The following is a 13,782-nucleotide window of genomic DNA, read 5'->3' on the forward strand; positions in this document are numbered from 1 at the left end:
CGACTATATCGCCGATCCTGCCGAGAAGGCGGAACTGGTCGGCGAGCTGTTCGGCCACGTGGCGGCTGGCCGCATCCGCATCGAGATCAATCAGCGCTATGCGCTGGAGGATGCCGTACAGGCTCACCGTGACCTCGAGGCTCGCAAGACCACCGGATCATCCATTTTTGTGATTTGAGCGCTCCCCCTCCTGGGGGAACCGGAGCCGTCAGGCCTGGCCGGCAAGACGGCTCCCGGTGATTTGGCAGTCGGGCCAGGTTGTTCGGGACCCGCTGTCGGTAGCGCTCTGCGTTGTACGCGGCGCGGGGATCCGCATATTCCACGCCATCGCGCAATGTGCTGACATGGCTGCGCCCTTGCGCACGCTTCCGGTTGGTGGCGCGCTGCATTACGGCACAGATCAGGAGATCAAAGGGTGTCGGCAGTCATTGATCGCCGACAACCTTGTTTTTTAAGCTTCCGCGATTCCGATAGGCAGCAAGGCCGGTCAGAATGTCGCGCACACCCGCGCATTGGACCGGGTTGGCTTACCCCGACGTAACTCGGCCGGTTCCGTGGCCCTGGACGATGACGGTATCGTTCACGTCTGCGATCGTCGTCGCGCCAAGCATGGCCATGTTGCGATCGACCTCATCGCGCAACAGCGTGATGGCGTGGCGAATGCCTTCGGCTCCCCCAATGGCCGCAGCGTAAACAAAGGGCCGCCCTAGGAAGACAAAGCGGGCTCCCAGTGCCAACGCCTTCAGAACATCACTGCCTCGCCGGATACCGCTGTCCATCATCACGGTTATCTTATGCGCGACTGCCTCACAGATCTCCGGCAGGACAGCAAGCGGTTCCACGGCGCCGTCCAACTGGCGCCCACCGTGATTCGAGACAATGATGCCGTCGGCGCCCAGGGCGACAGCGCGTTCGGCATCGGACGTATGCAAAATGCCCTTGATGACGAGGTTGCCGCGCCATCTTTTCCGGATTCGCTCGATATCCGTCCAGTTCAGGTGATCCCGCCCCGTCGTATCGCGAATTGCGGAGGCCGACAAGATCGGTGCGCCGCGAGATGCAAAAGAATTCTCAAAATGCGGCATCCCACTCGAAATAAGCGTCCTGGCGAACGTCCCGGCCAGCCAACGCGGCCGGGACACGCCATCGAATGCCAGACGCACAGATGGTCGCAGAGGCAAGGAGAAGCCAGTACGGACGTTATTCTCCCGGTTGGCCCAAACGGGAATATCAACCGTCAGGACAAGCGTTTTGAACCCGGCCGCTTCAATCCGGTCAATCAGCGCGTCCCTGCGTGTGGCCTCACCTGGCAGGTACGCCTGGAACCACGTGCCCGGCGCGGCCGCGTGAACGGTTTCCATCGGAATCAGGGACGTACCGCTCATGATTGCGGGTATCTGCTCTTCCCGTGCCGTTTGGGCGAGGACCACATCGCCGCGGTAAGCGGCAATCGCACTGATTCCGACGGGCGCCACGCCAAAGGGAGCAGCGTAACTTTGCCCGAAGATCTCGGTCGCTTGCGACCTTCCCGATACGTCGACAAGGACTTTTGGACGAAACCTGACCTCGTCGAAAGCGGTCCTGTTCGCGGCAAGCGACTTTTCATCCTCCGCAGCGCCGGCAATATAGCCAAAGATGGGGCGCGGAAGCACCCGCTTTGCCGCGACCTCAAAATCGGCAAGCGAGAGGATCGGCCGCAGTCGTCGAGGAAGCTGACGGTTGACGCCATAGGCAGGCTTGGCAGGTGTTCCGGCGCCCGGAACGGCCTGGCTTCTTGCAACTTCGGTTTGAGATGTCATCATGATTTGAAGCTTCTATCAGGCCCAACCGCTGTCACTGTCAGCCACGCCGGATCACATTGATAATTAGGCGAAAGTGCCTCGCTGGCGCATCAGTTCACGGAAGAGGGCCTCACTCTGCTCGAACGGCGCACGCCCGTGGAGGTAGAAGTAGTTGTTCAGGACAACCAGGTCGCCGACGGGCAGCGACACTTCCCTGGTTCCCGGCGAAGCCTCCATGGAGGCCGACAGGTCGTTCAGGAATGCAGCCTCCTCGCGATTGCGAGGCTGTACAAACTGATCGATGAAGGACATCGACAACCCAAACTCGTTCTGGAAGAAGAGCGGGCGCTCGACCTTGTCGCTGACATTCTTGGACCCCGGCGCCTTGTAGAGGAAAGGCTGCGTCCCGAGACGGTGACTGACAAAGCGGTCACGCCCTTCCCAATCGTCCAGATGCAGGAACCGGGACTCGCCGCCAACTGCATTCTGTTCTGCAAACTTCATCATCAACAGCCAGTCCGTCGCTTCGGTAACGAAGGTGCCGTCGGTGTGCATCGTGAAGAGCCGATAGGCCTGGCGCAAATAGGAGTCGCTATTGTCCATATGCTTGACCACGAAGCGCGCATAGTAAGTGCCCGACATCGAATCGTGGTTGCTGGGGCCCAGCAGGTGCCCGATGGCAGTGCCGAAGCGAACGAAATCGTCGGCGTCCGTCGTCATTCCCTGGAGGCCTACCGTAAAGCCACCGTGCTGCCGGTCCTTCACAATCTTGTTGATGGTTGTAGCGAAGTCCTCCCCGACATGCTTCGCGAGCACGTCCGCGAGTTCATAGCGCATGAAGGGGACATACTCCAGGTTCTGGACATCGACCTTGCGTACGTCATGCAGGAACCCAAGAAGAGCATCGCGCTCAACGGTCACATGCAGGATGCGATGGTGATCAGGGTGGGCAGACAACTGGAAGCGACACTCATCTTGGCTGGCAAGCACTGCAGCGGGAAGCGGGGCATTCATCGATAGCTCTCAGGGATGTGGTACGGCGCTATTTCATCTGGATTCTTTGATATGATCCAGATAGAAGTGTGTAATATTTGTTCCGAAATCGAGATTAAAACGATGATCGACGTTCGCCAGCTGCAGTGCTTTCTCGCCGTGGCGGAAGAACTTCACTTTGCGAAGGCGGCAGATCGCCTGGGTGTCGCACAGTCAGGGCTCAGCACCCAGATCCAGCGCCTTGAGCAGGATTTGGGAGTCACGCTGCTGAACCGAAACAAAAGGAAGCCGGTGTCACTTACCGACGCGGGGCACCTGTTCCAGGCCGAGGCTGTCGCTGCATTGCGACACATTGAGCGCGCCGACCAGGTGGGACGCCTGGCTGCCCGAGGACTGGCCGGCGTCATCCGTGTCGGCTATGTGGCATCTGGCGCAAGCAGCGGCCTGTTGTCCATGATGCTGAGCGAGTTTCGGAAATCACACGAAATGGTCCGGATCGAAGTCGTGCCAATGGAAACGCCAAGGCAGCTTGAAGCGCTCAGCGATGGCCAGATTGATGTGGGAATTGTCAGGCCCAGGCGGCTCTATCCGGCTGGCGTGGTCACCAAAGTCGTACAGACCGAACGTCTGCTGGCTGCCATGACAGAAAGCCATCCCCTTGCAAGGCGAACGACAATTCCAGCGCGCGCGCTGGCAGATCAATCGTTCATCGTCCCTCAGTTTGCAGACGAGGAAGGATTCGGGTCCGCGTTATCCGCCCTGGGCGAAGTCGGAGGGTTCACGCCGCATCTAGAATATCGGGTCCAGGATTTCATCTCGGCAATTTGCCTTGCGTCTGCGGGATACGGAGTGGCCGTCGTGCCTGAGTCAATGCAGAACTTCTCCCAGCCAGGAATCTTCTACGCACAGATCTCTGACTTTAAATTCTCAGTGCAACTGGTGCTGGCTCACAGGCGTCGGGAAATATCCCCAGCAGTACGCGCATTTGTGCAACTCGGAACTCAGATGTTCAATGGCCGGGCGTCCTAGCCTCGCCATTTGCACCAGCGCCTGAATAAGGAGGACGAACCCTGCCGGATACCTGGCCACCACAAGGAGAGAAAATGGAAGACAACAGCGACGACCTGCGCATCGTTCTACATGCGCCCACCGTCGCCGCGCTAGCCCGGGCGCGTAGACTCGCCCCAAGCGACCGTTAGCATTGTCGTGAATTCCGAGGCCGTGGAGGCCGCGCTGGACGTGCCGGATTCCGCTTCCGACGCCCTCGCCCTGGTCTGTCCCAACACGCTGACCAAGATCGGCCGGGAGGCGCGAGCGCCACTTACCGTCGGCCTGCCAGCAGCAGCGTCGGATTGGGCTGCCTAAGCCTGAACACCGCGGTTGGGCGTGGGGCCAAGCCAGCGAGGACACCGCGCACGAACCTGCCGGCAGGCATTGCCAAGGTTCCCAAGCGGCTGCACGCTGATTCGCAAGAACCTCTGCCTGCAAGGACTCTATCTGCCGGGGTTGCCCTACGAGATACGCTGGATAGCGCAGGAGGAATTGTCACGCTGGATGCTTGACGTCCCGGATGCCATCCACGCGGTCGACTCGGCCTCGAGCGCCTTAACCAAAAGGCGAAACCGGCTGCCTGGGGTTTTGCTGACCCAAAGCAGCCGCGCCGCCAGGCAAAGACCCTTTTCAAGCGGGCACTTCGCCCTCCAGGGTGACTCGGTTCAAAAGGCGCTCCTGGTTGCCGTAGTCGTGGACCGCATAGTGCATGGTGCACCGGTTGTCCCACATCAGCGCATCGCCGACGCGCCACATGTGGCGGTAGATGTTGTCCGGCTGCGTGCTGTGCTCATACAGGAAGTTCAGCAAGGGCCTGGCTTCGGCCTCCGTCATGCCCTCGATGCCTATCACGTTGTCCGGATGCCCGATGTAGAGCGCCTTGCGGCCGGTCTCCGGATGCGTGCGCACCATCGGATGCACGGCGCAGGGCGCATCGGACTCGCACACGCCTTGGGAGCGGGCCAGCCGCACGGCGCGGAATTGGACGCGCAGGCCTTGCAGCATGCGTCGCATTACGGGAGTCAGCCTCTCGTAGGCGAGGTATTGGTTGCACCACATCGTGTCGCCACCCACCGGCACCACCTGCGCGCTGAGCATGGTGATCTTGGGCGGCACGGGCGTGTGCGGCGCATCGTAGTGCCAGGCCTCGGTCGAAATGAGCTCCTTCGGCACCGTTCGGATCTGGACCACTTCAGGATACTCATCGAGCCGCAGCTTGGACAGCAAGGCCGGAACGACCGGCTCGCCCCAGTGACGGATGAAATCCAGCTGAGCCGCGGGCTTGAGCGACTGGTCGCGGAACACTAGTACGCAGTGCTGCAGGAATGCCTTGCTCAGTTGCTCGAACAGTTCGCCGGTCAAGGGCTCCGAGAGCGAGATGCCTTCGATCGAGGCACCGATCGAGCCGGTGAGTGGTGTGATGTCTATGTTCATGCAAGCTCCTTCGTCGCAGTCTGCGACATGGTGATTGGCGCGACGGCCGCCATCACGCTCTTGTGGACGGCCAGGACGATCTTTCCGAAGTGCTGGTTGGTTGCCATGTAGGCGTGGGCCTCCGCGATGTCGTCGAGTGCGAACAGGCGGTCGACCGGCATCTTGAGGCGACCCTCGCGCAGCAGCGGCAGCACATCGCGCGCGCACGCTTCGATCAAGGCGAGCCGCTCTTCCTCGGTACGGGTGCGGAAGGTGGTCCCGACCACCTTCAGGCGATTGACCCACATGTGCTTGATGTCGACCTGGGCGGTATCGACGCCGCTCATCCGCGCGATGATAACTAGCCGGCCGCGCACGGCCAGGCATTTCAGGTTGGTGTCAAACACCGCGCCGCCCAGCGAGTCGATGATCACGTCCACGCCGCGGCCGTCGGTGGCGTCCTTCACGGCCTGCACGGTATCCGGCTGCGAGACATCGATGGTGTGGGTCGCGCCGTATTCACGCAGCCGCGCCAGCTTGGCCGCCGAACGCGAGATGGCGATGACCTGGCTGGCGCCGAGTTGGGCGGCCAGCTGGACGGCGGCCAGTCCCATGCCACCGGTGGCGGCATTCACCAGCACGGATTGTCCGGCACGGAACTCGCCATTGGTGACCAGCGCGTCGTGCGCGCTGATGAACACATTGGGGAATGCGGCCGCCTCGACCCAGGACAGCGTGGCCGGGATCGGGATCAGCGCGCGCGCCTCGGCTAGCACATACTCGGACTGGCCGCCCCAGCCGTGGCCGGCGACGCGGTCGCCTTCACGCACGCCGCGCACATCGGGTCCGACCTGGCTGACAATGCCGGCGAACTCGATGCCGGCCAGTATCGGGCCGCCGCTTTTCGCTTCACCCACCCGGACCAATTCGCCCCGGTTCAGGCCCGAGGCCATCACCTGCACTACCACTTGGCCGGGACCGGCCGTCGGACGGGGAATCTCCCGGATTTCCAGGTGGCCGCCTTGCGGGCCCGAAATAATCATGGCTGCTTTCATAGCTGAATCATTTCCATCAAGGTTTTGTGAGGTCTTACTGCTTCAGGGTCAACTTGCGGTTCAGCGCATCGAAGTGGTCGTAGTCGGACTGCAGGCGCTGCGCGAATTGCTGCTGCGAATCGGGCATGATCGGCTCGAATCTCAGCTTGGCGACATGGTCACGGAACGGCGCCAGACCGGCGATGCGGCGCGTGACGGCGTAGAGCTTCTCGACAACGGCGGCCGGTACCTTGGGAGATACCACGATGCCCTGCCAGCTACTGAAATCATTGAACTCCGGAAAACCCTGTTCAGCGAAGGTCGGAACCTGCGGCATGCCGGGGTAGCGGGTGGTGCCGGCGATGGCCAGCGCTTTGATCTTGCCGCTCTGCAGATGGGGTCCCGAGGTCACGACGCTGTCCAGATACAGCGTGACCTGATTGGACATCACCGCGAGCAGCGCGGGAGGAGTACCCGAATATGGCACGTGCTGCATGTTCACGCCGAGTTTGAGATTGAGCATCTCACCACCGCGCTGCGCGATCGTTCCGGGGCTCGGGGACGCAAAGCTGCTCTTGTCCGGCGCAGCCTTGAGGTGCCGCACCATGCCGGCCAGGTCATTCGCGGGGTAGTCCTGCGCAACGACCAGCACGTAACGGTACTGGGTGAGCCCCGCCACCGGCCGCACGTCCTTCATCGGGTCGTAGGGGGGCTTCATGACGTGCGGTATTTCGGTGAGCACGTTCGAGCTGGTGTACAGGATGACGTGGCCGTCGGCAGGCGCGTTTAGCATGGCCTGCACTCCGATGGAGCCCCCCGCGCCCGCCTTGTTTTCAACGATGACAGGTTGGCCAACTTCCTTGGACAAATAGCTGGCAAAGATGCGAGCCGGCGCGTCCATGTTCCCGCCGGCAGGCGCGGGGACGATGATCTTGATGGCCCGATCGGGCCAGGCCTGGGCCAGCGATGAGCAGGCCAGCAACAACGCGCCGAGCGCGAAACGACAAGACGCAAGGCTAGCAGCTTTCATGGATATCTCCTCGGTTCTCTTTTTCACACGACGGGGTGTTCTGCGGACGATTTAATTCCAGGCATCGACGCGTCCTGCGCCAGTTCGCGGACCAGTTCGTTCGCTGTAGGCTGACCAGTGGCCCGGTGCCTCGTCACGCAGACCGGGAACCAGCAGCAGTGTGCTTCGGACTTTCATGCGTCGCTCATCGCGCCACCTTGCGTTCCGCCAGTGCCGGCCTGATCGGACGACGTGTGGTGGGATAACGCAACTCGGCGAGCGTCTGCTCGGTCGTCTGGTACTGCGTGCCGATCTTGAAGATTGCGCGCGCCTCCTGAGCCGACGCGACGCCCCGTCCCAGTTCGTGCGAGATGCGCACCAGTTGTTCGATCTGCTTCACGCTGGACATCGGCTCGCCGGTGGGGCCCCAGATCGTGTCCTCGATGCCGCAGCGCACGTGCAGGCCCATGGCGATCGCCATGGTGTTGATCGGCAGGGTGGCGCGCATCAGCGATTCCAGCGTGAGCGTCGACCCATCGGGGAGAAGGCGAATGAACTCCATCATGCTGTAGGGGTCCGGGTTGTCGAAGCCGCCGCTGAGCGCGACCCAGTTCACATTGAGCGGCCCCTTGTAGATGCCACGCCGGATCAGACGCTCGAGGGTGACGAGGCCCGACTTCATGGTGATCTGGAAGTGCGGCTGGATGCCGTTGGCCGCCAGCTGGGCGAGGTGTTCGCGCAACCAGGCGGGCCCGGCCGGAACGATCATCTCCTCGTAGGCGTCGTAGACCGCCTTACGCTCGAACGAGGTTCCTGCGCAGTCCTCTGGGGTCATGATCTCCACCGTGTTCATCTGGCCGGTGTTGACGGCCACGGTGACCTGCTCGGGCGTCGGCTTCAGGCGCGCCAGCATGTGACGCGTCTCGTCGCTCAGCCACTCGGCGGGCGCGCCTTCCTCGACCGGTGCGAACGAGATCGAGCCGCCGACCTGGATGATCATGTCGGGCACCGCCTGCTTCAGGCGCGATAGCAGCTCGTTGAAGCGGTCGAGGTTCTTGCAGCCCGAACCATCGTCCTCGCGGGCATGGAAATGGAGCACGGTGGCGCCGGCGTTGTAGCAGTCCACCGCCTTTTGCACCTGCTCCTCGATCGTGACCGGGATGTCAGACGGAAAGTCGCCCGGCTCCCATTGCGGGCCGTACGGAGCAGCGGTGATGACAAGTTTTTCCTGGTTTTCGGGCAGCAGGGCCCCGTCGAGGAAATGCATGGTGTTCTCCTTTGTAGGCTGCGGAGTCTGCGAAGGCAGACCGTGTCCGCGCTTGCAGATATGATGCGGCTCGCCGCCTCGGCAGAATTGATCCGTTGTCGCGTAGAATTGATAAGTAGTAACACGCCAAAACTTTCGAAAATGTCCACTGCCCAGATGCCCCACCTCATCCGAAGTGCCAGCCTGACGGGCTTCGCCGACCTGGCGCAGTCGGCTGGACTCGACCCCTTGGCGATGATGCGCAAGGCGGGCCTGCCGCGCCGGTGTCTCGACGACAGCGAGACCCTGATCGGCATGGAGGCGGTGTGCCGCTTGCTGAACCACTGCGCGCAAGCCTCGGACATGGAGGCGTTCGGCCTCAGGCTCGCCAGCCGCCGCCATATCTGGGAACTCGGCCCTGTCAGCCTCGTGATCAAGCAGGAGAGCACGGCGCTGGGAGCGCTCAAGACGCTGCTGGGCTACAACCGTTTGCTCAGTGACGCCCTGGTGGCGCGGGTGGATGAAGAGGACGACGTTGTCGTCATCCGCGAGGAATTGATACTGGGCAAGTCGGTCCCGACGCGCCAGGCGATGGAGCTGACGGTCGGCGTGATGTTCCAGGTGCTGCGCGACCTTCTGGGCCCCAGATGGGAACCTCGTCAGGTTTGCTTCGCCCATCGGCCGCCACGGGATCTGAGCTTTCATCGTTCCTTCCTCGGCAAGCGCATCGAGTTCAACAGCGCCTTCAACGGAATCGTCTGCGCAGCAAGCGACATGGCCCGTGAGCTGACCTCGACGCAGGCCGGGCTCGGTAGTTTCGCGCGCCGCTTCATGGACTCCGCGCTCAACCAACGCAAACTGGGGTGCAGGGAAACCGTGCGCCACCTGATCGCGGCCTTATTGGGCAGCGGCCGTTGCACGGTCGACAAGGTGGCGCAGCACCTGGGTGTCAGTCGGCAGACCCTGCACCGGCAACTGAGCCTGGAGGGCGAGCAGTTCAAGTCGGTGCTGGATTCCGTCCGCCGCGAGCGGGCGCTAAAGCTGCGTGACGACAGCGACCATCCGCTGGAAGACGCGGCGTCGATGCTCGGCTTCTCCTCAGCCAGCGCCTTTGCGCACTGGTTCCAGGCCAGCTTCGGCACCAGCTTCATCCAATCCAGGCGGGCACGCCAGCGTGAGACAAAAGAACAAGTCCATGTGACCGCTGATCAATAGCTGTCGACCGGCCGATCGTCATAATTTCGATTGTCGCGGGAAACTGCAAACTGAAGGAGGCAAAAGCATGGCACGCATGAGGATGGTCGATACGGACACCGTGGACCCGGAACTGAAGGACGTCTTCGAGAAGATGAGGCAGCAAGGCACTGTGCTGAACGTCTGGCGGATGATGGCCTGGTCCCCGGCGCTCGCCAAGGCCTGGGCGCCTTGCTCGCGCGGCCTTCGCAACGACCTGTCTGTCTCGCGCAAGTTGCGCGAGCTGCTGATCGTGCAGATCGCCTTGCGGCACGAATCTAGGTACGAATACGGACACCACGTGCACATGGCGCGGGCCGAAGGCGTCACGCCGGCGCAGCTGGCCGCATTGCCGAACGGGCGAGATGGCGCGCTGTTCGACGCTGACGAAGCCCTGGTGCTACAGCTCGCGGACGACCTGACGCATGCCAGCGGCGCGAGCGCGGCGACCATGAACGCCTTGCTGGAGCGCTTCGGAGAGAAGCACCTGATGGAGCTGCTCGCGACCGGCGCGTTCTATTGTGCGGTGGCGCGCATCGTAAACTCGCTGGATTGCGAACTCGAACCTGAAGCCTGCTGAGTTGCTCGCCGGCGCGGGCGCAGACGCACGACCCGAGAACTTTGTGATCGACGCCGTGCCCGATCGCGGCGATCACACCCGCACCATCGCTATTCGGAATGATGCGCGGGAATTCCATGCCACCATTCATGCGTCCGGCGCGTCGGTTTGCATCCGCCGGATTAACCGCCGACGCAGGGAGCCGCACGCGGAGTTCGCCGAGCGCCGGTTGCGGCGTTGGCAGATCGCCGAATGCCAATACCTCCTCCGCACGCCGTTGTTTCTCATACCACATCGCCTTCATTGGTGACCTTATCCGATTCCGCATAGAGAGCAACAAGCCGTTCTGCCGGCCCGGCTTCGAATCAATAGGGGATATCACCCGCGATGCCCGCGCGCTCACATTGGCGTCGCTTGCCGCAGCTACGCCCGTAGTATCGCAAATTGGTAAGTCCATGTCCTGGCCAACTATGCATGGCAGCGTGGAACGCCAGATACATAATCAGTGTGCGACTTTCTGGTTGATAAGTTCGACGCGCCGGGCGACTTGTCGTTTCGTAGCATGGCTGTTCATTGTTGTAATCTCCAACCTTGTGAAGCTCGGTTGCCACGAGGTCAAAGTGATGCCAGGGGACCAATGGAGATTCGACTGTCCCTTTGCACAGAACAGCCGCGCATTTGGACGACGAGCGCGGGCTCTCGCCCTTGCGGGGCGATTGCGCGTCGACCGTTCCCGAAGTTTTAATTTGCTACAAGCCTGCAGGGAAAGCAGATCGGATGACCGGACCGCTTCAAGATGCCCCGACAGGGTCGGTTGCTCCCACTGCGCAGCCCGACCACTGTCAGATCAACTGTCAAATCGCGTCTGGTCTCATACACGTCGCTACCAGCAAGCCGGCAGCACCGTGTTGCGCAGCATAGTTCGCTAGTCGATCTGGATCCCTGCATCGGTTGCGATCTTCGACCAGAGCTGCAGATCGCGGCTGACCATGTCGCGGAACTGCTCCGAGGTCTTCGCAGGTGGCGGCCCGAAGTTCATGGATTTCATCGTGGCTGCAAGATCAGGAGATTTCTGGACCTTGTTGATCTCATCGGCCAGCCTCTTCAAGATTGCCGGGTTGGTTCCCGCCGGTGCGAAAACGCCGAACCAGCCCACCGCGTCGAACTTGTAACCCTGTTCACCCATGGTTTTGACATCGGGAATCTGCGGTGCCCGCACATTACCCGCAATGGCAATGGCGCGAACCTTCCCGGAACGCAGGAAGGGGACTGGCGCGCCGGGATCGGTCCAGCCGATTTTCACGACACCTGAAGCGAGGTCAGTCAACAACTGATTCGAAGTCCGATATGGGACATGATCGGTCTTCATGCCGGTCTGCTTCTTGAGCCATTCCATCATCAGCTGCCCGGAAGACCCCGTAGACCAGGTGGCGTAGCCGTACTTGTCCGGATTCGCCTTCACGAACTGGATGAGCTCCGGCAAGTTGTGAACCGGCAGATCGTTGCTCACGAGCAGCACCACCCCACCCTCGGCCGTCTCGGCGATCGGCACTAGGCTCTTCTTCGGATCGTAGGGGATTGTCTTCAGTACGGCAGGGGCGATGACCATGTTCGATGCCGTAGTGTAAAGCAACGTGTACCCGTCGGCGGGTGCCTTGACGACAACGTTTGTCCCCACGACTCCACTGCCGCCCGGCCGGTTGTCAATAACGACCGGTTGCTTCAACGCTACCGATAGGCGTTGTGCCATCAGGCGTGCCAGGGCATCGGTTCCCGATCCTGCCGACGATGCTACGACCATCTGAATCGGGCGCGTGGGCCAAGCATCCTCCGCCCGCACCGACGCTGAAGCGCACAACGCCAGAAGCGATGCCGCACCCACCGTACCTGCAAACAGCTTTTGTATTCGATGTGCCATTGTCACCCTCCATATGATGTTCTGTTACCGATCGTTTAACCTGCGCTCCTTCCTCGTGCATCGCCCTGGCAGCACAGCAACGCCAATGACGAGGCCACACAGCCCGATGCAGTAGTGCAACGCTCAGCGAAATAGGGGCTGCGTGAACCGTTGGAAGAACTGCATGAGTCGAGGGCGGGGCGAGCCCCCGGCTCCTGCTCGCGCCAGAATTCGTTGGCTAACTTCAGCTGCGCGTATTCTCGAACTTGCGCAGGAAGCCCTGGTGGCCGCCATTTCGGTTGGGCGAGAAACCATTGGCCTGAAGCGTGTCTTCGACAGTGTCGTAGAAGACGCCAAGCTTCAGGATCTCGCGCGTCTGCTGCGCTGTCGCAATCGGGCGACCGAATTCGCCGGCGATGCGCACCAGCTGCTTGATCTGCTCGACCGAGCTCATCTTGCCCGTGCGGGTCTGGTTCCAGAGCACATCCTCGATGCCGCAACGGACATGCAGACCCATGGCCATGCCGATCATGTTGATGGGCAGCACATTGAGTACCGAACTTTCCACCGTGACCACTGCGCCGTCAGGCACAGCACGCAGCAGGTTTGCCAGGTTGAAGATGTTCGCCTGATCCATGCCGCCGCTGATCGCCACCCAGTTCATCACCAGCGGGCCCTTGTAGACGCCGCGGCGAATCATCCGCTCGATCGTTTCGAAGCTGTTGATGTTGTAAACCTGGAACTCGCTCTGGATGCCGGCGGCCGTCAGGCGCCGGATATGTTCCTCGGCCCAGCTGGGATTCGAGGGTACGATCATGTCCTTGTACGTGTCGTAGAGATGCGGGAAGCCGCGCGACACACCCTTGAAGTCGTCCAGGCCAGCGTGCTCCGTCACGTTCATCTGCGTCGTGTTGACCGTCACCGTCACCTGGTCGGGTTTCGGATCGAGCTCGGCCAGCATATGCCGCGTGTCGTCGCTCAGCCATTTCGCGGCCTGCCCCTCTTCGGGCGCGAAGCTGATGGAGCCGCCCACCTGGATCACCATGTCGGGCACTGCTCTGCGCACTCCGGCGATCAGCTCGTTGAACATGGACAAACGCTTGCTTCCCTTGCCATCGGCTTCGCGCACATGCAAATGCAGCACTCTGGCGCCCGCTTCATAGCAATCCACCGCCTTCTGGATCTGCTCCTCCATGGTGACAGGGATATCTTCCGGGAAGTCCGAGGGAATCCAGCCCGGCGCATACGGAGCGGCGGTGATGATCAGCGGTTGCTGGTTCTCGGGGTACAGGTGGCCGTCAAGGAAGTTCATGGTGATGGGTCTCCAGGATGAATGTTGAATATTGAGAAAGTCGAACCGGATGAGAGGGTTTCCCGGCCGGGAAACTGTCAAATCACAAAAATGGATGATCCGGTGGTCTTGCGAGCCTCGAGGTCACGGTGTGCCTGTACGGCATCCTCCAGCGCATAGCGCTGATTGATCTCGATGTGGATGCGGCCAGCCGCCACGTGGCCGAACAGCTCGCCGACCAGTTCCGCCTTCTCGGCAGGATCGGCGATATAGTCG

The 13,782-nt window shown here is 61.6% G+C and carries 13 protein-coding genes and 1 pseudogene; 4 read left to right on the plus strand and 10 right to left on the minus strand.

From position 1 onward, the window contains the following. Positions 1-178 (plus strand): zinc-binding dehydrogenase (locus AC3WL8_RS38875; protein ID WP_492380168.1); only part of this gene is annotated, 178 nt, incomplete at its 5' end. 349 nt (positions 179-527) lie between these two features. On the opposite strand, the gene AC3WL8_RS38880 is transcribed toward AC3WL8_RS38875, so the two are convergent. Together AC3WL8_RS38880 and glaH are read right to left on the minus strand one after the other, a co-directional pair. Beyond that, on the minus strand, positions 528-1,802 hold the full coding sequence (locus AC3WL8_RS38880; protein WP_492380167.1) for an alpha-hydroxy acid oxidase: 1,275 nt from the start codon (positions 1,800-1,802) through the stop codon (positions 528-530). Between the two features lie 63 nt (positions 1,803-1,865). Beyond that, positions 1,866-2,795: a glutarate dioxygenase GlaH gene (gene glaH / locus AC3WL8_RS38885; RefSeq protein ID WP_211983064.1), complete on the minus strand. Its 930-nt coding sequence runs from the start codon at positions 2,793-2,795 to the stop codon at positions 1,866-1,868. Between the two features lie 51 nt (positions 2,796-2,846). Between glaH and AC3WL8_RS38890 the strand changes: the two genes are divergently transcribed. Beyond that, positions 2,847-3,803: a LysR family transcriptional regulator gene (locus AC3WL8_RS38890; protein WP_249221424.1), complete on the plus strand. Its 957-nt coding sequence runs from the start codon at positions 2,847-2,849 to the stop codon at positions 3,801-3,803. Positions 3,804-4,454: 651 nt separating this feature from the next. Here the strand turns inward: AC3WL8_RS38890 and AC3WL8_RS38895 are convergent. From AC3WL8_RS38895 to AC3WL8_RS38910, 4 genes are all read right to left on the minus strand, one after another. Next, entirely contained in the window at positions 4,455-5,258 is an 804-nt protein-coding gene (locus AC3WL8_RS38895; RefSeq protein ID WP_211983062.1) for a TauD/TfdA dioxygenase family protein, read from the minus strand. Continuing rightward, a complete protein-coding gene (locus tag AC3WL8_RS38900; RefSeq protein ID WP_211983060.1) occupies positions 5,255-6,292 on the minus strand; it encodes a zinc-binding dehydrogenase in 1,038 nt (345 codons plus the stop codon). Before AC3WL8_RS38900 ends, AC3WL8_RS38895 begins: the two co-directional genes overlap by 4 nt. Positions 6,293-6,326: 34 nt before the next feature. Beyond that, positions 6,327-7,301: a Bug family tripartite tricarboxylate transporter substrate binding protein gene (locus AC3WL8_RS38905; protein ID WP_211983057.1), complete on the minus strand. Its 975-nt coding sequence runs from the start codon at positions 7,299-7,301 to the stop codon at positions 6,327-6,329. 184 nt (positions 7,302-7,485) lie between these two features. Further along, on the minus strand, positions 7,486-8,547 hold the full coding sequence (locus tag AC3WL8_RS38910; protein ID WP_211983055.1) for a beta-keto acid cleavage family enzyme: 1,062 nt from the start codon (positions 8,545-8,547) through the stop codon (positions 7,486-7,488). A 141-nt stretch (positions 8,548-8,688) separates the two neighbouring features. Here AC3WL8_RS38910 and AC3WL8_RS38915 point away from each other — a divergent pair, with 141 nt between their 5' ends. Together AC3WL8_RS38915 and AC3WL8_RS38920 are read left to right on the plus strand one after the other, a co-directional pair. Continuing rightward, positions 8,689-9,741, plus strand: a complete 1,053-nt coding sequence (locus AC3WL8_RS38915; protein ID WP_211983053.1) for an AraC family transcriptional regulator — start codon at positions 8,689-8,691, stop codon at positions 9,739-9,741. Between the two features lie 67 nt (positions 9,742-9,808). After that, positions 9,809-10,339: a carboxymuconolactone decarboxylase family protein gene (locus AC3WL8_RS38920; protein ID WP_211983051.1), complete on the plus strand. Its 531-nt coding sequence runs from the start codon at positions 9,809-9,811 to the stop codon at positions 10,337-10,339. Between the two features lie 73 nt (positions 10,340-10,412). On the opposite strand, the pseudogene AC3WL8_RS38925 reads toward AC3WL8_RS38920, so the two are convergent. The 4 genes and pseudogenes from AC3WL8_RS38925 to AC3WL8_RS38940 all read right to left on the minus strand — a co-directional run. After that, positions 10,413-10,775: pseudogene (locus tag AC3WL8_RS38925) on the minus strand (hypothetical protein); the annotation flags it as partial. 468 nt (positions 10,776-11,243) lie between these two features. Beyond that, a complete protein-coding gene (locus tag AC3WL8_RS38930) occupies positions 11,244-12,236 on the minus strand; it encodes a Bug family tripartite tricarboxylate transporter substrate binding protein (RefSeq protein WP_211983047.1) in 993 nt (330 codons plus the stop codon). 223 nt (positions 12,237-12,459) lie between these two features. Further along, a complete protein-coding gene (locus AC3WL8_RS38935) occupies positions 12,460-13,527 on the minus strand; it encodes a beta-keto acid cleavage family enzyme (protein ID WP_211983045.1) in 1,068 nt (355 codons plus the stop codon). 77 nt (positions 13,528-13,604) lie between these two features. Next, a partial coding sequence (locus tag AC3WL8_RS38940; RefSeq protein WP_492380169.1) for a zinc-binding dehydrogenase occupies positions 13,605-13,782 on the minus strand: 178 nt, incomplete at its 5' end.

The organism is Cupriavidus sp. FW305-F7, from assembly GCF_058782875.1.